21 protein-coding genes are annotated in these 17,935 nt (G+C 72.6%); 17 read left to right on the top strand and 4 right to left on the bottom strand.

All coding sequences use genetic code 11. The annotated features are described in order from the left end of the window. Window position 1 precedes the first annotated feature (1 nt). Window positions 2-604, top strand: a complete 603-nt coding sequence (locus tag ACQP12_RS01740; protein WP_357940110.1) for a hypothetical protein — start codon at window positions 2-4, stop codon at window positions 602-604. A gap of 21 nt (window positions 605-625) precedes the next feature. Here ACQP12_RS01740 and ACQP12_RS01745 read toward each other — a convergent pair whose 3' ends face one another. Continuing rightward, window positions 626-2,665: a HelD family protein gene (locus tag ACQP12_RS01745; protein WP_433284508.1), complete on the bottom strand. Its 2,040-nt coding sequence runs from the start codon at window positions 2,663-2,665 to the stop codon at window positions 626-628. A 182-nt stretch (window positions 2,666-2,847) separates the two neighbouring features. On the opposite strand from ACQP12_RS01745, the gene ACQP12_RS01750 reads away from it, so the two are divergent. From ACQP12_RS01750 to ACQP12_RS01760, 3 genes are read left to right on the top strand one after another with little or no spacing between them, the layout of a single operon-like run. Beyond that, window positions 2,848-3,429 carry an ArsR/SmtB family transcription factor gene (locus tag ACQP12_RS01750; RefSeq protein WP_433284510.1) on the top strand — a complete coding sequence of 194 codons (582 nt, stop codon included), beginning with the start codon at window positions 2,848-2,850 and terminating at the stop codon, window positions 3,427-3,429. 43 nt (window positions 3,430-3,472) lie between these two features. Next, the gene (locus ACQP12_RS01755) at window positions 3,473-4,825 is read left to right on the top strand and encodes an MFS transporter (protein WP_433284512.1); all 1,353 of its coding nucleotides are present in this window, start codon (window positions 3,473-3,475) and stop codon (window positions 4,823-4,825) included. A gap of 33 nt (window positions 4,826-4,858) precedes the next feature. After that, window positions 4,859-5,710, top strand: a complete 852-nt coding sequence (locus ACQP12_RS01760; RefSeq protein ID WP_433284514.1) for a menaquinone biosynthetic enzyme MqnA/MqnD family protein — start codon at window positions 4,859-4,861, stop codon at window positions 5,708-5,710. Between the two features lie 70 nt (window positions 5,711-5,780). Here the strand turns inward: ACQP12_RS01760 and ACQP12_RS01765 are convergent, their stop codons facing one another. Then, on the bottom strand, window positions 5,781-6,722 hold the full coding sequence (locus ACQP12_RS01765; protein WP_433284516.1) for a hypothetical protein: 942 nt from the start codon (window positions 6,720-6,722) through the stop codon (window positions 5,781-5,783). Next, window positions 6,722-7,687 carry a hypothetical protein gene (locus tag ACQP12_RS01770; RefSeq protein WP_433284518.1) on the bottom strand — a complete coding sequence of 322 codons (966 nt, stop codon included), beginning with the start codon at window positions 7,685-7,687 and terminating at the stop codon, window positions 6,722-6,724. The genes ACQP12_RS01765 and ACQP12_RS01770 overlap by 1 nt, the downstream gene beginning before the upstream one ends. A 371-nt stretch (window positions 7,688-8,058) precedes the next feature. On the opposite strand from ACQP12_RS01770, the gene paaA reads away from it, so the two are divergent. From paaA to paaE, 5 genes are read left to right on the top strand one after another with little or no spacing between them, the layout of a single operon-like run. After that, window positions 8,059-9,123 (top strand): 1,2-phenylacetyl-CoA epoxidase subunit PaaA, encoded by a 1,065-nt coding sequence (gene paaA, locus ACQP12_RS01775; protein ID WP_433284520.1) that lies wholly within the window; start codon window positions 8,059-8,061, stop codon window positions 9,121-9,123. 35 nt (window positions 9,124-9,158) lie between these two features. Further along, window positions 9,159-9,461: a 1,2-phenylacetyl-CoA epoxidase subunit PaaB gene (gene paaB / locus ACQP12_RS01780; protein ID WP_433289077.1), complete on the top strand. Its 303-nt coding sequence runs from the start codon at window positions 9,159-9,161 to the stop codon at window positions 9,459-9,461. After that, on the top strand, window positions 9,458-10,183 hold the full coding sequence (paaC, locus tag ACQP12_RS01785) for a 1,2-phenylacetyl-CoA epoxidase subunit PaaC (protein ID WP_433284521.1): 726 nt from the start codon (window positions 9,458-9,460) through the stop codon (window positions 10,181-10,183). Before paaB ends, paaC begins: the two co-directional genes overlap by 4 nt. Further along, window positions 10,180-10,659 carry a 1,2-phenylacetyl-CoA epoxidase subunit PaaD gene (gene paaD, locus ACQP12_RS01790; RefSeq protein ID WP_433284523.1) on the top strand — a complete coding sequence of 160 codons (480 nt, stop codon included), beginning with the start codon at window positions 10,180-10,182 and terminating at the stop codon, window positions 10,657-10,659. The genes paaC and paaD overlap by 4 nt, the downstream gene beginning before the upstream one ends. Next, entirely contained in the window at window positions 10,656-11,795 is a 1,140-nt protein-coding gene (paaE, locus tag ACQP12_RS01795) for a 1,2-phenylacetyl-CoA epoxidase subunit PaaE (RefSeq protein ID WP_433284525.1), read from the top strand. The genes paaD and paaE overlap by 4 nt, the downstream gene beginning before the upstream one ends. 57 nt (window positions 11,796-11,852) lie before the next feature. Here the strand turns inward: paaE and ACQP12_RS01800 are convergent, their stop codons facing one another. After that, complete coding sequence (locus ACQP12_RS01800) at window positions 11,853-12,530, bottom strand: LppU/SCO3897 family protein (RefSeq protein WP_433284527.1); 678 nt, start codon at window positions 12,528-12,530, stop codon at window positions 11,853-11,855. A gap of 107 nt (window positions 12,531-12,637) precedes the next feature. On the opposite strand from ACQP12_RS01800, the gene ACQP12_RS01805 reads away from it, so the two are divergent. From ACQP12_RS01805 to ACQP12_RS01840, 8 genes are all read left to right on the top strand, one after another. After that, window positions 12,638-12,916, top strand: a complete 279-nt coding sequence (locus ACQP12_RS01805; protein WP_433284529.1) for a type II toxin-antitoxin system Phd/YefM family antitoxin — start codon at window positions 12,638-12,640, stop codon at window positions 12,914-12,916. After that, window positions 12,913-13,323 carry a type II toxin-antitoxin system VapC family toxin gene (locus ACQP12_RS01810; protein ID WP_433284531.1) on the top strand — a complete coding sequence of 137 codons (411 nt, stop codon included), beginning with the start codon at window positions 12,913-12,915 and terminating at the stop codon, window positions 13,321-13,323. Before ACQP12_RS01805 ends, ACQP12_RS01810 begins: the two co-directional genes overlap by 4 nt. Window positions 13,324-13,393: 70 nt before the next feature. Then, window positions 13,394-14,584, top strand: a complete 1,191-nt coding sequence (gene mqnC, locus ACQP12_RS01815) for a cyclic dehypoxanthinyl futalosine synthase (RefSeq protein WP_357940141.1) — start codon at window positions 13,394-13,396, stop codon at window positions 14,582-14,584. Window positions 14,585-14,774: 190 nt separating this feature from the next. Continuing rightward, entirely contained in the window at window positions 14,775-14,927 is a 153-nt protein-coding gene (locus ACQP12_RS01820; protein WP_433289587.1) for a hypothetical protein, read from the top strand. A gap of 94 nt (window positions 14,928-15,021) precedes the next feature. Continuing rightward, a complete protein-coding gene (locus ACQP12_RS01825) occupies window positions 15,022-15,732 on the top strand; it encodes a demethylmenaquinone methyltransferase (protein ID WP_357940145.1) in 711 nt (236 codons plus the stop codon). Window positions 15,733-15,806: 74 nt separating this feature from the next. Then, complete coding sequence (locus tag ACQP12_RS01830; protein ID WP_151461326.1) at window positions 15,807-16,025, top strand: hypothetical protein; 219 nt, start codon at window positions 15,807-15,809, stop codon at window positions 16,023-16,025. Window positions 16,026-16,158: 133 nt separating this feature from the next. Beyond that, window positions 16,159-17,433, top strand: a complete 1,275-nt coding sequence (locus ACQP12_RS01835; RefSeq protein ID WP_357941028.1) for a geranylgeranyl reductase family protein — start codon at window positions 16,159-16,161, stop codon at window positions 17,431-17,433. Between the two features lie 122 nt (window positions 17,434-17,555). Continuing rightward, complete coding sequence (locus ACQP12_RS01840) at window positions 17,556-17,921, top strand: NADH-quinone oxidoreductase subunit A (RefSeq protein ID WP_089154551.1); 366 nt, start codon at window positions 17,556-17,558, stop codon at window positions 17,919-17,921. Window positions 17,922-17,935 lie beyond the last annotated feature (14 nt).

The following is a 17,935-nucleotide window of genomic DNA, read 5'->3' on the forward strand; positions in this document are numbered from 1 at the left end:
GATGGACCAGACCGCATACCGGGACCGGATCGGCCAGCTCGTCGAGCCGGGCGAGCGGGTGCTGGCGTACGCGGAGGCCGAGGCGGCGAACGGCGCGTCTCCACCTCCGCCGGCCGAGGCGGCGAAGCCGGAGGCGCCCGCCGGCCCGGTGAGCATCGGGGCCGTGCTGCTCAACGTGATCTCGCCGCTGGTCAGTTGGGCCTGGGGCGATCGGGTGGTGGACCGGGTGGTCTGGGGGATCGCGGGGCGCGGCGCCCCCGGTTCGGCGGCCTCCCGCCTGCGCCACGCGTTGCAACCGCCCGGTCCGGACCTGGCGGTGCGGGACACCCTGCTCGTGGCCACCGACCGGCGGCTGCTGGTCTGTGTGAGCGGGCCGAGAAAGTTGCTGTCCAGCCGGGCGGACGACGAGCGGTCCGTGGCGGAGACCGGGATCGCCTGGTCGGCGTCGCGGGCGGAGGTGGCGTCGGCCCGGGTGGGCTGGCACCGGCTGAACCCGAAGCGGCTGCGCCTCGACTTCGCCGACGGCTCCTGGCTCGCCTTCACCGTGCCGATCGCCGAGTCCGGCCGCCCCCTGCGGGACGTCGCCGCCGCCCTCGCCGGCTGAGCCCCCGGCGGCCGGGGCCGGTCAGCCCGCCAGCGGGGCGGGCAGCGGTTCCCGGTGCAGCACGGCCAGCCGGGAGACCGCCCGGGTCAGCACCACGTAGAGGCGGTGCAGGCCGCGCGGCTCGGCGGCCACGATCGCGGCCGGCTCGACGACCACCACGTGGTCGTACTCCAGGCCCTTGACCAGGGTCGCCGGGACGACGGTGACCCGCGCCGCGGCCTCCACGTCGTCGGCGGTCGCGGTCTCGACGCCCGCGTCGGCGAGGGCCGCGCGGAGCCGGTCCACCGTGTCGTCGGCGGCGATCACGCCGACCGAGCCGTCGTGCGCCAGCGCCGCCCGCACCTCGGCCACCGCCGCGGCCGTCAGATCCTCGACGGTACGCACGTCGAGCGTCCCGTCGCGGCGCAGCGACTGCGCCGGGGGCACGTCGACGGCGAGCGCCGGCAGCAGCCGGTTGGCGAAGGCGACCACCGCGGCCGGCACCCGGAAGCCGATGCTCAGCGGCACCACCGCCGCGTCCGGCTTGCCCAGGTGGGCCAGGGACTCCCGCCAGTCGGTGGCCGCCCAGGGCGCGGTGCCCTGGGCGAGGTCGCCGAGGAGGGTGACGGAGCCGTGCTCGCTGCGCCGGGCGATGGCCCGGCACTGCATCGGGGAGAGGTCCTGCGCCTCGTCGACCACCACGTGCCCGAAGCCGGCGGGCCGTTCCAGCAGCCCGGCGGCCTCGTCGATGAGCACCGCGTCGGCGGCGGTCCACCGGGTCGCCTTCGGGGTGCGCCCGACCGGGCCCGACCGGAACAGTTCCTGCTCCTCGGCCGTGAGCAGGCCGTCGGCGGCGGCCGCGAGCGCGTCGGGGTCGGTCCGCAGCCGGTGCAGCAGCCCGTCGGGGGTGAGCGCCGGCCAGACCGCGTCGAGGAACTCGGTGACCGGCTTCGCCTTGCTCATCCGGCGCAACCAGGCGTCGCTGGGCGACTCGGCCCGGCGGGCCTCGGACTGGCGTTGCAGCAGCCCCACCACGCGGGCGCGCACCCGGTCCCGGCCGGTGGCGTACGGCAGGTCCTCGCGGCGGGTCTCCTCGACCAGCCGGTGCAGCGGGTCGAGGCCGATCCGCCAGCGGTACGAGCCGTCCGAGACCATGATCGGCTCGGTCGGCGTGCCGATGTGCGCGTAGACCGCGCGGCGCAGCACCTCGGCCATCCGGACGTCGTGCTTGAGGGTGGCCACGGCGGGATCGTCGACCGCGCGGACGGGCAGCCGGACGACCAGGTCCTCGACCGTGGCCTGCTCGACCTCGACCTCGCCGAGCGCCGGCAGCACCGCCGCGATGTAGGACAGGAACGCCCGGTTCGGTCCGACGATCAGCACACCCGACCGGCGCAGCCGCTCGCGGTGCAGATAGAGCAGGTACGCGGCGCGGTGCAGCCCGACCGCCGTCTTTCCGGTGCCCGGCGCGCCCTGGACGCAGATCGAGTCGGCGAGGTCGGCCCGGACCAGCTCGTCCTGCTCGGGCTGGATGGTGGCGACGATGTCGCGCATCGGGCCGACGCGGGGGCGCTCGATCTCGGCGGTGAGGATGCGGCTGGCGGTGCCCAGCTCCTCGCCGCGGTCGAGGCGCTCGTCCTCGAAGCTGGTCAGCACGCCGGAGCTGAACCCGAACCGGCGCCGGACCGCGACGCCCTGCGGGTCCCGGGCGCTGGCCCGGTAGAACGACCGGGAGACCGGTGCCCGCCAGTCCAGCACGAGCGGCTCGCCCAGCTCGTCGCTCACGTGCCGGCGCCCGACGTGGTAGTCGCGTCCGGCATGGTCCGGATCGCTGTCGCCGAAGTCGAGCCGGCCGAAGAAGAGCGGGGTGTTCGGGTCGTCGGCGAGTTCCTTCACCCGCCGGGCCATGTGCCGGCCGAGCTGCTCGGCGGTGTACGCGTCCCCGGCCACCTTGTCGCCGGTGGCGAAGAGGGACTCGGCGCGCTCGCGCATCTGCCGCAGCGCCGCGCGGGAGGTGTCCAGGTGGGCGCGCTCGGCGACGAGCTCGGCGTCGAGGGTCTGTTCCTGGGCGTGCAGGGTCATCCACGTACTCCTCGTCACGGGGAACAACGCTGCCGCTCGCGTTTCCGACCTCGGGTCGGCGCGGGACGTCCTGTGCGGTGCTACTCACCACGGCCGTCGGGCGGGACAGAGCAGCCTACTCCGGCCGGGTGAGTGGGCAACTGAATTTCCCGGTCACCGGCTTAGGCGGGATCATGGGTGGCATGACGGAGGCGCGGCCGGAGCAGCGCCGGGTGACGATCAGCGACCCGCAGGTGATGCGGGCCCTGGCCCACCCGGCCCGTATGGCGATCATGGAGCATCTCAGCACGGTGGAGGGCGGTGCGACCGCCACCGAGTGCGCCGAGATCGCCGGCTTGTCGCCGAGCGCGACCAGCTACCACCTGCGGGAGTTGGCGAAGTTCGGCCTGATCGAGGAGGCCCCGGGCCGGGGGGATGCCCGCGAGCGGGTCTGGCGGGCGTTCAGCCCGTCCTACTACATCGAGACCGGGCAGGACGCCGACTCCGAGGCCCGCGCCGCCGAGCTGGCCCTGGTCGACGCGCACCTGGCCCGGGACAGCCAGCGCGCCCGGGACTGGATCCGCCGCGCCCCCGACGAGCCCAGCGACTGGTATGAGGCGGCCTGGTTCAGTGACACCCTGCTGCTGCTCACGGCCGACGAGTTGGCCGCGCTGAACCAGGCGGTCCATGGGCTGCTGGACCCGTACCGGCGGCGGCTGCGGACCGACCCGCCGGAGGGTGCGCGGACGGTCGCCGTGCAGTACCGGGCGCTGCCACTGGAGTGAATCGGGGGTTGAGCAAACAGGTGTGAAGGATTATCTTCGAAGTATGTCCTTCACATCTGGTCCGTCGCGCTGGTCCGACATCTGGCTCGTCACCGCGGCCCGAGGGGTCTCCACCTGCGGCGACTTCCTCGCCGCCAGCGCGCTGGCGCTGGCCCTCCAGTCCGCCGGCGCGGGCGGGCTCGCCGTCTCCGGGTTGATGCTCGCCGCCACCCTGCCCCTGGCGGTGCTCGCCCCGCTGACCGGCCGGCTCGCCGACCGGGTGGACAGTCGCCTACTGCTGGTGGCTGCCGGGCTCGGCCAGGCCGCGATCTGCCTCGCGCTCGCGTACGCCGGGCACCCGGCCCTGATCGTCGCGCTGGTGGCGGCGCTCGCCGCCGGTCTCGCCGTCACCCAGCCGGTCCTCTCCGCGCTGGTGCCGGCCATGGTCCGGGCCGAGGACATGCCCCGGGCCAGCGCGCTCAACCAGACCGCCGGCACCCTCGGCGCGTTGGCCGGGCCGGCGCTCGCCGGGGTGCTGGTCGGTGGGTTCGGCGCCCGGCTGCCGCTGCTGCTCGACGCCGGCAGCTATCTCGCGTTGGTCGCGGCCGGGTTGCTGATCCGGACCCGCCGGGGTGGGAGCCGCCGACCGGCCCCGGTGACGATGCCGAGCACGGCCGGCGAGCTGCCGGCGGCCACCTGGCGGTTGCGCCGGGACCCCCTGCTGGTCGCGATGATCACGACCCTCGCCGGGGTGATCGGCGCGGTCGGGGCGATCAATGTGATCGAGGTCTTCTTCATCCGTGAGACGCTGGGCAGCTCCACCACCATGTACGGCCTGGTGACCGGTTCCTGGACGCTCGGCATCCTGGTCGGGGCGTGGCTGTTCGCCCGGCTGGCCCGGCGGTTGACCGACGACGGCCGGATGCTGATCGGCTACCTCGCCCTGCTCGCCGGGTGCTGCCTGATGGTCCTGCTCTCCGCCGCCGTACCCGCCGCCCTCCTGCTGGTGCCCGTCTGGCTGCTCGGCGGGGTGGGCAACGGCGGCGCCAACGTCTTCGACAACGTGCTGCTGGCCCGGCGGGTGCCCGAAGCCGCGCGCGGCCGCGCGTACGCCGCGCTCGGTGCGTCCGTCCAGGGCGCCGCCATGGTCGGCTACGTGCTCGGCGGCCTGCTGCTGGAAGTGGCCGCCCCCCGGCCCCTGGTCGCCGCCTGCGGGGCGGCCGGGCTGCTGGTGATCGTGCTGGTCGCGCTGCCGGTCACCCGGGCCGTCCGGATCGAGCGCGCGGCGGCGGACGCTCGTCCCGCGCCGGCGGTCGGCCCGGAAACGCCCGGGTCGGCGGTGGCCGGTGCGGAGCCGGCCGGGCCAGGCGGGCCGACGCCCGATGCGGAGTTGGCCACTTCGTCCTCCTCCCGCTGAGCCGCCTGCGACGGGCAGCGATACGGTCGGGTCATGGCCGACCGTATCGCCCGCCCCCGCGTGGGGCACATCCAGTTCCTCAACTGCCTGCCCATCTACTGGGGGCTGATGCGGTCCGGCGCGCTGATCGACGTCGACCTGCACAAGGACTCGCCGGACCGGTTGAACGCCGGGCTGGTCGCCGGTGACCTGGACATCGGCCCGATCTCGCAGGTGGAATACCTGCGGCACGCCGACGAGCTGCTGCTCCTGCCGGACCTGGCGGTCGGCAGCGACGGCCCGGTGCTCTCGGTCAACGTGGTCTCCACCCGACCCCTCACCGAGCTGGACGGCGCCCGGGTGGCGCTCGGCTCCACCTCGCGCACCGGGGTGCTCCTGGCGCAGTTGCTGCTCGGCGAGCGCTACGGGGTGCGCCCTGAGTATTTCCGCTGCCCGCCCGACCTGACCCAGATGCTGCTGGAGGCCGACGCCGGGGTGCTGATCGGCGACGTGGCGCTGCGCGCGCTCTACGAGGCGCCGCGCAAGGGCCTGGCGGTGACCGACCTCGGGCAGGCCTGGCGCGAGTGGACCGGGCTGCCCATGGTCTTCGCCGTCTGGGCGGTCCGCCGCGAGTTCGCCGCCGTGCACCCCGGGCTGGTCAAGGAGGTGCACGAGGCGTTCCTGCGCTCGCGTGACCTGTGCCTGGCCGAGCTGGACCAGGTGGCCGAGGCCGGGGCCCGCTGGGAGCCGTTCGACGCGGAGACCCTGGCGACCTACTTCCGTACCCTCGACTTCTCACTGGGTGAGCGGCAGGTGGCCGGCCTGCGCGAGTTCGCCCGTCGCGCCGCGGCGATCGGCGAGGCGCCGCCGCTGCCCGCCGGGGGACCTGAGTTCTTCCAGGGCTGACCCGCCCACGACGGCGATGTGGCGGTGTCCCGGGATCGGGACACCGCCACATCGTGACGTGATCGAGTGGTCAGGTGGCGTCGCGCAGCAGTGCCTCGGTGATCCGTTCGCAGGCCTTCATGCCGTACTCCCACCCGCCGCCGGCGCTGAACGGGGTGCGGACCATCACGCCCATCGTCCAGGCGTCGCCGATGGCCAGGCAGTTGACGTGATATTCCTGCTCCTTCTGCCGGTCGATCCACCCGTTCTTGATGGCGATGGTCTTCTGTTCGGCGGACGGGAACGCCTTGCGGATGCCGAAGTCACCGGCGCCGCGAACCAGCCGCATCTCGTTGAGCAGCCACTTCGTCCACTTCGGGCCGGCGGCCCGGCCGTCGTCGATGCACAGCCCGAGCCGGGCGGTGTCCCGCGGGGACAGCAGTGTGCGGCTCCAGCCGCCGTCGCTGGCGACCTTGCTGTCGGTCAGGTCGCACATGCTGATCAGGCGCTTGATCGAGGCGGACCGGTCGACGCTGTTGTAGAACTGCTCGGCACGGGTGTTGTCGCTGTCCCGGATGATCTTCGTGGCGTCGGCCAGCTTCGCGTCACTCGGGGTCTGCCCGGCCTCGGCCGCGCGCCGCAGGTAGTCGGCGACGACCCACGACTTGATCAGCGACGCCGTGGTGTTGGTCTCGGCCATGTTCTTCGAGCCGATGATCTTGCCGGTGCGCTTGTCCAGCACGCTCCAGGCGTACCAGCCCTTGATGTTCAGGTCGTCGAGGTCCTGCGCCTCGAACGGCAGCGGCGTCAGCGAGGGGGATGGGGACGGCTCGGGACGCGCGTTGCGGTCGGGCGACGTCCCCGTGGACCGGCCGGCGCTGGTGGCGGCCGGGTGCGAGGCGGCCGTCGGGTGCAGCGGCGAGCCGGGTACCAGCCGGAGCGCGACGAGCATGAGGCCGACCAGGGTCACGGCGACCGCGCTGTAGAGCAGCGGCCGGCGGTCACTGCCCGGCCGGCGCCGGCTGCCCGCCATCAGAGCTTCCCGACCGGCTGCTGCGGCACCTTGAGGGCGGCGCCCGGCTGCGGGGTCACCAGCTGGGTGGCGACGCTGGCGCAGACCTTCGCGCCGTACGAGGGGGTCCTCGTGTCGCCGGCGCCGGGATAACGCATCATCACGGCCAGGGTCCAGTCGTCGGCCACCGCGAGGCAGTTGACGTGCCACTGACCGTCGGCCCAGAGCATGGTGAAGCCGTTCTTGATGCTGACCGGCCCCTGCGACGTGATCGATTCGGGCAGGCCGTCGACGATGCCCCAGTGACCGCCCTGGACGGCGGTGGACTTCTGGTCCTTGACGCTGCCGCGCACGTTGGCCATCTCGCTCAACACCCACTTCGTCCACTTCGGCCCGGCGGCGGTGCCGTCGCCGATGCAGTCGCCCATGCGCACCGCGTCGCGCGGCGACATCTGGGTGTACGCCCACTTGGCCCGGGTGGGTTCAATCTTCGTGTCGGTCAGCTTGCACATCTTGATCAGCCGTTCCAGCACCGGCCTGCGCCCGCCGGCGTTGTAGAGCGCCTCGGCGGAGATGTCGTTGCTGTCGCGGATGGCGGTCTCGGCCTGCTTCTTCCGCGTCGCGCTGGGCGCCTTGTCGCGGAGGTTACGCAGGTAGTCCGAGACGATCCACGCCTTGATCATCGACTCGGTGGAGTTGGTCGAGGCCATGTTCGGCGCACCGCTGATCTTGCCGGTCTTCCGGTCCATCAGCGCCCAGGAGAAGAACTTGCCCTTGAAGTTCACCGAGACCGGCCCGGCGGCCAGCGTCGGCTCCGGGGGCGCGGTCGGGGCGGGCGCGGGAACCTGCGCCACACCGCCGCCGATGCCGCCGAGACCGCTGATGCCGTCGCCGCCGGAGAGCTTGGCGTACGCGGCGGGGACCAGCATGCCGCCGCCGAGAAGGACCGCCACGATGGCGAGCACCATGGTCACGCGAGGTCGCATGAGTGGGTGAACTCCAGGTTGTCTGGCCGGGGGGACCGGCGCTTTCCGAATGTGGTTCGGCCTGATCGCCGGGGCCGGGGGAGATGGCCTGGAGCGTTGGCGATCGTCAGCAGCCGATCGGTGTGCCGGGCGAAGTCTACTTCCGGACAGGCCGGATGCCAGATCCCCAGGCCCGGCAACTCGCCGTGAAGGCGGGACATTGGACCGCTATGCCGCCCTTGTGAGGATTCATCTTCTCGGCGTGGCCGAGGTCACAAGGTTTGCGCAGGTCAGGGGTTGTCACGGGAAGCGGTCGTCCGGTGACGGAAGGTACGTCGGGAAACCTGTTACACCCTCTGGTGTCATCGGGCGCGAGCTGTAACACTGGCCTCATGTATGGCAACGACTTCGCCCCGCCCGAGGACGGCCCGGGCGGCGGCCTGCTCGGCGAGGTGGAGGCGGCGGAGGCCGCGCTGCGGGAGGCGGCGGCACGCGCCCGGCGCGGCGGACCGGCTCCGGACGAGGACTTCGCGGCGTACTTCGCGGACGTGATCGACGCCGACCAGAAGATCGAGCCGCGGGACTGGATGCCCGAGGCGTACCGGAAGACGCTCATCCGGCAGATCGCCCAGCACGCGCACTCCGAGATCATCGGCATGCAGCCGGAGGGGAACTGGATCAGCCGGGCCCCCTCGCTCAAGCGCAAGGCGATCCTGCTGGCCAAGGTGCAGGACGAGGCCGGCCACGGCCTCTACCTCTACGCCGCCGCGGAGACGCTCGGCGTCAGCCGCGACGAGCTGGTCGAGCTGCTGATCGACGGCCGGCAGAAGTACAGCTCGATCTTCAACTACCCGACCCTGACTTGGGCCGACGTGGGCGCGATCGGCTGGCTGGTGGACGGCGCGGCGATCGTCAACCAGGTGCCGCTGTGCCGCTGTTCCTACGGCCCCTACGCCCGCGCCATGATCCGGGTCTGCAAGGAGGAGTCGTTCCACCAGCGCCAGGGCTACGAGATCCTGCACACCCTGGCCCACGGCACCCCGGGGCAGAAGGCCATGGCCCAGGACGCGGTGGACCGCTGGTGGTACCCCTCACTGGCCATGTTCGGCCCGCCGGACGGAGACTCGACCCACAGCGCCCAGTCGATGGCCTGGAAGATCAAACGCTTCTCCAACGACGAGCTGCGCCAGCGCTTCGTCGACATGTGCGTGCAGCAGGCGGAGATCCTCGGTCTCACCATCCCCGACCCGGACCTGCGCTGGAACGAGCAGCGGCAGTCCCACGACTACACCCAGCCCGACTACGCCGAGCTGATGCAGGTGATCAAGGGCAACGGGCCGTGCAACCGGGAGCGGATGGAGCACCGGCGCCGGGCCCACGCCGACGGCGCGTGGGTGCGGGAGGCCGCCGCGGCGTACGCGGCGAAGCAGCGGAACAAGGAGAAGGTGGCGGCATGACCGAACGCACCGAGCGAAGCGAGGGCCGTGAGGGCATGCCCGGCCAGCACGGCATGACCGAGCAGACCCCGCTGTGGGAGGTCTTCGTGCGGGCGCGGCGCGGGCTGTCGCACACCCACGTCGGCAGCCTGCACGCCCCCGACGCCGAGCTGGCCCTGCGCAACGCCCGCGACCTCTACACCCGGCGCCAGGAGGGCGTCTCGATCTGGGTGGTGCCGGCGAGCGCGATCACCGCGTCCAGCCCCGACGAGAAGGACGCCTTCTTCGACCCGGCGGCCGACAAGGTCTACCGCCACCCCACCTTCTACGAGGTGCCGGACGGGGTGGCCCACCTGTGAGCGAGTTGTTCGACTTCACTCTCGCCCTGGGCGACGACGCGCTGATCGCGGCGCAGCGGCTCGGCGAGTGGACCTCCCGTGCGCCCGAGATGGAGGAGGACATCGCGCTGGCCAACATCGCCCTCGACCAGCTCGGCGCGGCCCGCCTCCTGCTGACCTACGCGGGAGAGCTGGAGGGCGCCGGCCGCGACGAGGACGCGCTGGCCTACCTGCGCGGCGACCGGGAGTTCCGCAACTGCCTCCTGGTCGAGCTGCCCAACGGCGACTTCGCCGTGACCATGGCGAAGCTGTTCTTCCTGGCCGCCTACCAGCTCCCGCTCTACACGGCGCTGAGCGGGTGCGCCGACGAGCGGCTGGCCGCGATCGGGGCGAAGGCCCGCAAGGAGTCGGCGTACCACCTGGACCACGCCTCGCTCTGGGTGAAGCGGCTCGGCGACGGCACCGAGGAGTCGCACCGGCGCATGCAGGACGCGGTCGACCAGGTGTGGCCGTACACCCACGAGCTGTTCACCGCGGACCCGGCGGCGCCGGTCGACCCGGCCACCCTGCGGGCCGACTTCGACGCCGTCGTGTCCGCGGTGTTCGACGAGGCGACGCTGACCCGGCCCGCCGACGGCTGGGCGCCGGGCGGCGGTCGGGCCGGCGTCCACACCGAACACCTCTCCTACCTGCTGGCCGAGATGCAGGTGCTGCACCGCGCCCACCCCGGAGCCCGCTGGTGACTGATCCCAGGGCGGCCGTGGCGGCGGTGGTGGACCCCGAGATCCGGGTCGTCACCATCGACGAGCTGGGCATCCTGCGGTCGGTCGACGAGGACGCGGCCACCGGCCGGGTGGTCGTCACCATCACCCCCACCTACACCGGCTGCCCGGCCATGGACGTCATCCGGGAGGACATCCGCCGTGCGCTCTCCGCCGCCGGGCACCCGGACGCCGAGGTCCGCACGGTGTACGCCCCGGCGTGGAGCACCGACTGGATCTCCGAGCGCGGCCGGGCCAAGCTGGCCGCCGCCGGCATCGCCCCACCCGCGCCGGCCGGGCGGGCCGGCGGGGTCGTCCCGCTGACCCTGGCCGTCCGCTGCCCGCGCTGCGGCTCACCGGAGACCGAGCAGGTCAGCCGGTTCGGCTCCACCGCGTGCAAGTCCCTGTGGCGCTGCCGTTCCTGCTCCGAACCCTTCGACCACCTGAAGGCGCTGTGACTGTCACGATCACCCGACCGGTCCGCCGCCGGCCGGTCTTCCACCCGCTGCCCGTCGCCGCCGTCGACCGGCTCACCGACGACGCCGTGGCGATCACCTTCGCCGTGCCCGAGGAGCTGCGGGAGACGTTCGCGTTCTCCGCCGGGCAGCACCTGACGGTCCGGCTTGCCGCCGGAGGCGGGCCCACCGGCCCCGGCGGTGAGGGCGGGGCTGATGAGGTGCGGCGGTCGTACTCGATCTGTTCGACCCCCGACGAGCTGGCCCGGCACGGCCGGCTGCGGATCGGGGTGCGGGAGGTTCCCGGCGGCGCCTTCTCGGCGTACGCCTGCGGTGCCCTGCGCGGCGGCGACACCATAGAGGTGCTGCCCCCGCTCGGGCACTTCACCTCCGCGTTCGCCCCGGACCGGGCCCGCCACTACGGCGCGGTGGTCGCCGGCTCCGGCATCACCCCGGTGCTCTCGCTGGTCGCGACCGCGCTGTCCGTCGAGCCGGCCAGCACCTTCACCCTGGTGTACGGCAACCGCACGGCGAACACGGTGATGTTCGCCGAGGAGTTGGCCGACCTGAAGGACCGGTGGCCGACCCGGCTGCACCTCGTGCACGTGCTCTCCCGGGAGATGGGCGAGTCCGCGCTGCTCTCCGGGCGGATCGACGCCGACCGGCTGACCCGGCTGCTCGACACCGTCGTCCCCGGCGAGGTGATCGAGGAGTGGTTCCTCTGCGGCCCGTACGGGATGGTGGTGGACGCCAAGGCGGTGTTCGCCGACCGGGGCGTGGCCGATTCGGCGGTGCACGCCGAGCTGTTCCACGTCGACGCCCCGCCGGAGCCGGTTCGCCGCCCGAGCGACGAGCCCGGCACCGGCGCCGAGGTGACGATCGTGCTGGACGGACGCTCGTCGAGCTTCACCATGGGCCACGACGAGCGGGTGCTGGACGCCGCGCTCAAGGTCCGCGGCGAGCTGCCGTACGCCTGTAAGGGCGGCGTCTGCTCGACCTGCAAGGCCAAGGTGGTCTCCGGTGAGGTGACCATGGCCCGCAACTACGCGCTGGAGCCGGACGAGGTGGCCGCCGGCTACGTCCTCACCTGCCAGTCCAGCCCGGTCACCGACAAGCTCACGGTCGACTACGACGCCTGACGGCACGCCGCGCGCCGGTTCCCGCCGGAAGCGGGGACCGGCACGCGGCGCGGGCCGTCAGCGATTGGCGCCGAGGCAGAGCAGGAGTTTCCGCGATCCGTCCTCCTGGGTGTAGGCCGCGACGGCGCCGGAGAACCGCTCGCACTGGGCGTCGTCGGTGCTGTCCTCGACCTTTCCGACAACGACGTAGGCGGCCGACTGGTCGCCGCAGTCGACCACGTTGACGAACGGGTCGGTGCTCAGGCCGGTGGCGCTGACGCAGGCACCGACGTCGGCGTAGGACGGGTCGGTGGAGATCGACCAGCCGACGGCGAGGGCGATGGCCACGGGTATGCCGAGACCGAACACCGCCGCCCGCCGGAACACCGGCTTGCCCGGCGTCGCGGGCGTGCCCGGAGCGCCCGGCGCCGGCTCGCCGAGGCGGCCCAGCCGAACCCGGGTGACGAGGTTCCCGATCAGGACCAGCGGCGTGATGATCATGGAAAGCGGCCCCCACCAGCCCTGCCAGAGCGTCTTCGCGCTCATGTCGCGGCAGACGGCGATGCCGCACGACCGGCAGAACGGGCCGCGTTGGGTGAGAGTGCGCATGAAGAGGAGGAAGCCCTGGTGCCCGTGGAGCGTCCCCTTGATGGCGGGAACCGAGCCGCAGCAGCGGCAGGTGAGGGCGGTGCCGGGCCAGGCCCCGGGCTGGGGCGCGGGCGGGACCTGCGGTGGGTTGGCGAGAGGTGCGGTCACGACTCTTCCTTGATCGAAGTCTGAGAGCACCGCACGATAAGCCAAGATCAGCACATTCGTTGTCCCGCCGGTGCGACCTGTAGAACAAATCGTTCTACACTCGGAGCGTGGAGCAGATCGCGGTCCGGGAACTGAACCAGCACACGAGCCGGGTGCTGGCCCGGGTGCGTGCGGGCGAGACGGTCGAGGTGACCGATCGCGGGAAGCCGATCGCGCGTCTCGTCCCGGTGCTGGCCGGCGACGCGCTGGTCGGCCGCCTGGTTGCCGAGGGGCGGGCGACGGCGCCGACCACGGCCGGGCCGGTTCCGATGCCACCGGTGCTCGGGGATCCCGCGGTGGACGTCGCCGCGGTCCTGGCGGACGCGCGGGACGAGGAGCGCTGGTGATCTATCTCGACTCGGCGGCGGTCATCAAGATGCTCCGGCGCGAGGACGAGACGCCGGAGCTGATCGCCTGGCTCAACGACCACGCCGGAGCGCCGCTCGTCTCGTCGGCCCTGGTCGAGGTCGAGGTGCCGCGAGCGTTGCGCCGTGCCGCGCCGCAGGCGCTGGCCGGTGTTCCGTCGGTGCTGGGGCGGCTCTACCGGGTCGAGATCGACGCGGCGGTCCGGGCGGCGGCCGGTGCGTATGCCGAACCCCAGCTGCGCAGCCTGGACGCCATCCACCTCGCCACCGCGGAGACCCTGGCCCGCCAGGCCGGGGCCGACTTCGTCGCGTTCGTCAGCTACGACCGGCGACTGTTGGAGGCCGCGAAGGCGGTCGGCCTCGCGGTGGCCAGCCCGGGGATGAACTGAGCCGGGCGGAGGGTCACACCGCCGAGCACCCCTGGCAGGACCGGTGCTCCAGCGGCGTACCCTCGGGGACGTGACGGTGAGCCGGGAGATCGACGACATCCTGCAGCGCGGCGCGGACGGCGGGCGGATCACGCCCGAGGAGGCCCTGCTGCTCTACACCGAGGCGCCCTTGCACCCGCTGGGCGAGGCGGCGGACGCGGTGCGCCGGCGGCGCTACCCGGACAACATCGTCACCTACCTGATCGACCGCAACATCAACTACACGAACGTCTGCGTGACGGCGTGCAAGTTCTGCGCCTTCTACCGGGCCCCCAAGCACAAGGAGGGCTGGACCCACCCGACCGAGGAGATCCTGCGCCGCTGCGGGGAGGCGGTCGAGCTGGGCGCCACCCAGGTGATGCTCCAGGGCGGCCACCACCCGGACTACGGCGTGGAGTACTACGAGGAGCTGTTCTCCTCGGTCAAGCAGGCGTACCCGCAGCTCGCCATCCACTCGATCGGCCCGAGCGAAATCCTGCACATGGCCAAGGTCTCCGGGGTGAGCCTGGACGAGGCGATCGCCCGGATCAAGGCCGCCGGGCTGGACTCGATCGCGGGCGCCGGCGCCGAGATGCTGCCGGACCGGCCGCGCAAGGCCATCGCGCCGCTCAAGGAGTCGGGCGCGCGCTGGCTGGAGGTCATGGAGCTGGCGCACCGGCAGGGCCTCGAATCGACCGCGACCATGATGATGGGCACCGGCGAGACGCACGCCGAGCGGATCGAGCACCTCCGGATGATCCGCGACGTGCAGGACCGCACCGGCGGCTTCCGCGCGTTCATCCCGTGGACGTACCAGCCGGAGAACAACCACCTGAAGGGCCGCACCCAGGCGACCACGCTGGAGTACCTGCGGCTGGTCGCGGTGGCCCGGCTCTTCTTCGAGACGGTGCCGCACCTGCAGGCGTCGTGGTTGACCACCGGCAAGGACGTCGGCCAGCTCGCCCTGCACATGGGGGTGGACGACCTCGGCTCGATCATGCTGGAGGAGAACGTCATCTCCTCGGCCGGCGCCCGGCACCGTTCGAACCTGCACGAGCTGATCTCGATGATCCGCACCGCGGACCGCATCCCCGCCCAGCGGGACACGCTCTACAACCGCCTCGCGGTGCACCGGACCCCGGCCGACGACCCGAGCGACGACCGGGTGGTCTCGCACTTCTCCTCCATCGCCCTGCCGGGCGGCGGGGTCGGGAAGTCCCTCCCGCTGGTCGACGTCAACTGACCTCCACCGAACGGCCGGGCCGGCGGCCTCCCAGGTAACAGGACGGCGGCGACCAGCGCGACCTTGGTCCGCGCGGCGCTGCCGGCGGTTACGCTGCGGCTGACGGTCGTCCTCCATCGGCCCGCGAGGGTCGTTCACATAACGCACGGCAGCAAGGGCGGGATGGGTCACCATCCCGCCCCTGCTGTCTGTGTCTCCCCAGAGGACGGAGGCCCGGTGGCAGGTCGGGCTGATCGGTGGCGTCGGCGCGGCCATCATGCTCGCCGGCGGGGCGCTGCTGATGCTCTCCCGCCGCCGGAAGGTGGTCCTGGTCACCCCGACCGACGAGCGGACCGAGGACTGACCGACCTGGACAGCGACGGGCGGGGTGGGCGACCACCCCGCCCTTTCGCGTACCCGGGAGGAGTCGGGCGCGGGTCGGCTGGCAGAGTGGAGGCGTGAGCCGTACCCCCCAGGGCCAGCGCGCCAGCCTGGACAAGCAGCCGCACGAGGTCGCCGCCATGTTCGACGGCGTGGCCGCCCGCTACGACCTGACCAACACCGTGCTCTCCTTCGGGCAGGACCGGTTCTGGCGGCGGGCCACCCGGGCGGCATTGGGGCTGCGCCCCGGCGAGCGGGTGCTGGACGTGGGCGCCGGCACCGGCGTCTCGACCGAGGAACTGGCCCACTCCGGGGCGTACGCGGTGGGCGCGGACCTGTCGCTCGGCATGCTGCACGCCGGCAAGCGCACCCGGCCGGGGGTGCCGCTGCTGGCCGGGGACGCCCTGCGGCTGCCCTTCGCCGACGCCAGCTTCGACGCGGTCACCATCTCCTTCGCGCTGCGCAACGTCAACGACACCGACGCGGCGCTGCGTGAGCTGGCCCGGGTCACCCGGCCGGGCGGCCGGCTGGTGGTCTGCGAGTTCAGCACCCCGGTCAACCCGGCGTTCCGCACCGTCTACCTGTCGTACCTGATGCGGTCGTTGCCGGCGGTGGCGCGCACGGTGTCGAGCAACCCCGACGCCTACGTCTACCTCGCCGAGTCCATCCGGGCCTGGCCGGACCAGGCGGCGCTGGCCGCCCGGATCGGCGGGGCCGGCTGGGGCCGGGTGGCCTGGCGCAACCTGACCGGCGGCGTGGTGGCGCTGCACCGCGCGACGCGGGAGTGACGCCCGGGCGGTAGCAAACCGCCCTTTTCGTGAATATCCGTTTTAGGTCTACTTTGTCCCGTAAGCTCGCCCCCATGACGGGACCAGACCGAGCGACGACCGACGACGACGCGGCGGAACTGATCGCCCAGCTCCGGGACCTGGCCGGCGCGGATCCCGCCGACGTCCGCCAGGTGGTCGCCGAGGTGCTGGCCGCACTCGACCGCGCGGCCGGCGGCGCGCTGCGCGATCACCTGCCGGAGGCGATCCGGCTCGACGCCGGCCTGGGACCCGCTACCGCCGCCCGCTCCTGACCGCCCGAGGGGCTCCCGCCGGCCTGTTTCCGCGAGTTAGGCCCCCCTCAGCGCATACAGGTGTAACGCCGGTCATAGACTCCAACCCGATCGGCTTGTGAAGCATTTCACGAGCATGCGGGAGGAGGCGCGGATGGCCGCGGTGGAGAACGACGCCGACGTCATCGTCGTGGGCGCCGGTCCCGGAGGATCGGCGACGGCGTACCACCTGGCGCGGCACGGCGTACGCGTGCTGCTGCTGGAGAAGACCGAATTTCCCCGGGAGAAGGTCTGCGGTGACGGGCTCACGCCCCGGGCCGTGCGGCAGCTCATCCGGATGGGCGTGGACACCTCGCCCGAGGCCGGCTGGCTGCGCAACAAGGGCCTGCGGGTGATCGGCGGCGGGGTACGCCTCGAACTGGACTGGCCCGACCTGGCCAGCTTCCCCAACTACGGCCTGGTCCGGACCCGGCTCGACTTCGACGACCTGCTCGCGCAGCGGGCCGTCGCCGCCGGGGCGAAGCTGCGGACCAGCGTCAACGTGCTGACTCCGGTGCTCGACGCGGACGACCGCGTGATCGGGGTGCAGGCCGAGGTGGGCCCGGACAAGGAGCCGGCCACCTTCCACGCGCCGCTCGTGGTCGCCGCCGACGGCGTCTCCGGCCGCTTCCCCCTCGCCCTCGGGCTGGCCAAGCGGGAGGACCGGCCGATCGGCGTGGCGGTGCGCCGCTACTACCGCTCCGCGGCGAAGCACGACGACGACTACCTGGAGTCCTGGCTGGAGCTGCGGGCCAAGGGCAGCGACGCGCTGCTGCCCGGCTACGGCTGGATCTTCGGCCTCGGCGACGGCCGGGTGAACGTCGGCCTGGGCGTGCTCAACTCCTCCTCGGCCTTCGGCAAGACGAACTACCGGCGGCTGCTCACCGACTGGCTCGCCAACACCCCCGAGGACTGGGGGATGACCGACGAGACCAACGCGGAGGGGCCGATCCTCGGCGCCGCGCTGCCCATGGGCTTCAACCGGGTCCCGCACTACACCCGCGGGGTCCTGCTCGTCGGGGACTCCGGCGGCATGGTCAACCCGTTCAACGGCGAGGGCATCGCGTACGCGATGGAGTCCGGCGAGCTGGCCGCCGAGGTGGCGGTACAGGCGCTGGCCCGTCCGGCCGGCGCGGAGCGGGAGCGGGCGCTGCTGGCGTACCCGCAGGAGCTGAAGGCCCGCTTCGGCGGCTACTACCGGCTCGGCGGGATCTTCGTGAAGCTCATCGGCCGGCCCGAGGTCATGCGGATGGCCACGAAGCACGGCATGCCCCACCCGATGCTCATGCGCTTCGTGCTCAAGCTGCTGGCCAACCTCACCGACCCCCGGGGCGGGGACGCCATGGACCGGGTCATCAACGCCATGACGAGGGTGGCACCCGCCGTGTAGACCACCGGTCCCGGACCCCGGGACCGACAAAGATCGACCCCCGCCGTCGAGGTCGTGAGGGACGTGAATAGTGTGATTTTCGCTAACCACCGAGGTCAGGGAAGGACGAGCAGGAGATAACGATGACGCTCTCTCCTTACGCACCGATCATCGGGCTGTTCGCCCTCGCCGCGGGGTTCGCGCTGTTCTCCGTGGCCGCCGCCCGATTCGCCGGCCCCCGGCGTCTGAACAAGGCCAAGCTCGAGGCGTACGAGTGCGGCATCGAACCGAGCCCGCAGCCGGTCGGCGGCGGCCGGTTCCCGATCAAGTTCTACCTGACGGCGATGCTCTTCATCGTCTTCGACATCGAGATCATCTTCCTCTACCCCTGGGCCGTCTCCTTCGACGCCCTGCCGATCTTCGGCTTCGTGGAGATGGTCATGTTCATCGTCGCGGTCTTCGTCGCCTACGCCTACGTCTGGCGGCGCGGCGGCCTGGACTGGGACTGAGGGAGGTACGTCAG

This window comes from Micromonospora sp. CA-244673 (assembly GCF_050948395.1).
In the GTDB taxonomy this organism is placed as follows: domain Bacteria; phylum Actinomycetota; class Actinomycetes; order Mycobacteriales; family Micromonosporaceae; genus Micromonospora.

Excerpts from the sequence above, each read along its gene's own strand:
- ACQP12_RS01740 (WP_357940110.1), top strand. The coding sequence starts at position 2 with ATGGACCAGACCGCATACCGGGACCGGATCGGCCAGCTCGTCGAGCCG.
- ACQP12_RS01745 (WP_433284508.1), bottom strand. The coding sequence starts at position 2,665 with ATGACCCTGCACGCCCAGGAACAGACCCTCGACGCCGAGCTCGTCGCC.
- ACQP12_RS01750 (WP_433284510.1), top strand. The coding sequence starts at position 2,848 with ATGACGGAGGCGCGGCCGGAGCAGCGCCGGGTGACGATCAGCGACCCG.
- ACQP12_RS01755 (WP_433284512.1), top strand. The coding sequence starts at position 3,473 with ATGTCCTTCACATCTGGTCCGTCGCGCTGGTCCGACATCTGGCTCGTC.
- ACQP12_RS01760 (WP_433284514.1), top strand. The coding sequence starts at position 4,859 with ATGGCCGACCGTATCGCCCGCCCCCGCGTGGGGCACATCCAGTTCCTC.
- ACQP12_RS01765 (WP_433284516.1), bottom strand. The coding sequence starts at position 6,722 with ATGGCGGGCAGCCGGCGCCGGCCGGGCAGTGACCGCCGGCCGCTGCTC.
- ACQP12_RS01770 (WP_433284518.1), bottom strand. The coding sequence starts at position 7,687 with ATGCGACCTCGCGTGACCATGGTGCTCGCCATCGTGGCGGTCCTTCTC.
- paaA (WP_433284520.1), top strand. The coding sequence starts at position 8,059 with ATGTATGGCAACGACTTCGCCCCGCCCGAGGACGGCCCGGGCGGCGGC.
- paaB (WP_433289077.1), top strand. The coding sequence starts at position 9,159 with ATGCCCGGCCAGCACGGCATGACCGAGCAGACCCCGCTGTGGGAGGTC.
- ACQP12_RS01830 (WP_151461326.1), top strand. The coding sequence starts at position 15,807 with ATGACGGGACCAGACCGAGCGACGACCGACGACGACGCGGCGGAACTG.
- ACQP12_RS01835 (WP_357941028.1), top strand. The coding sequence starts at position 16,159 with ATGGCCGCGGTGGAGAACGACGCCGACGTCATCGTCGTGGGCGCCGGT.
- ACQP12_RS01840 (WP_089154551.1), top strand. The coding sequence starts at position 17,556 with ATGACGCTCTCTCCTTACGCACCGATCATCGGGCTGTTCGCCCTCGCC.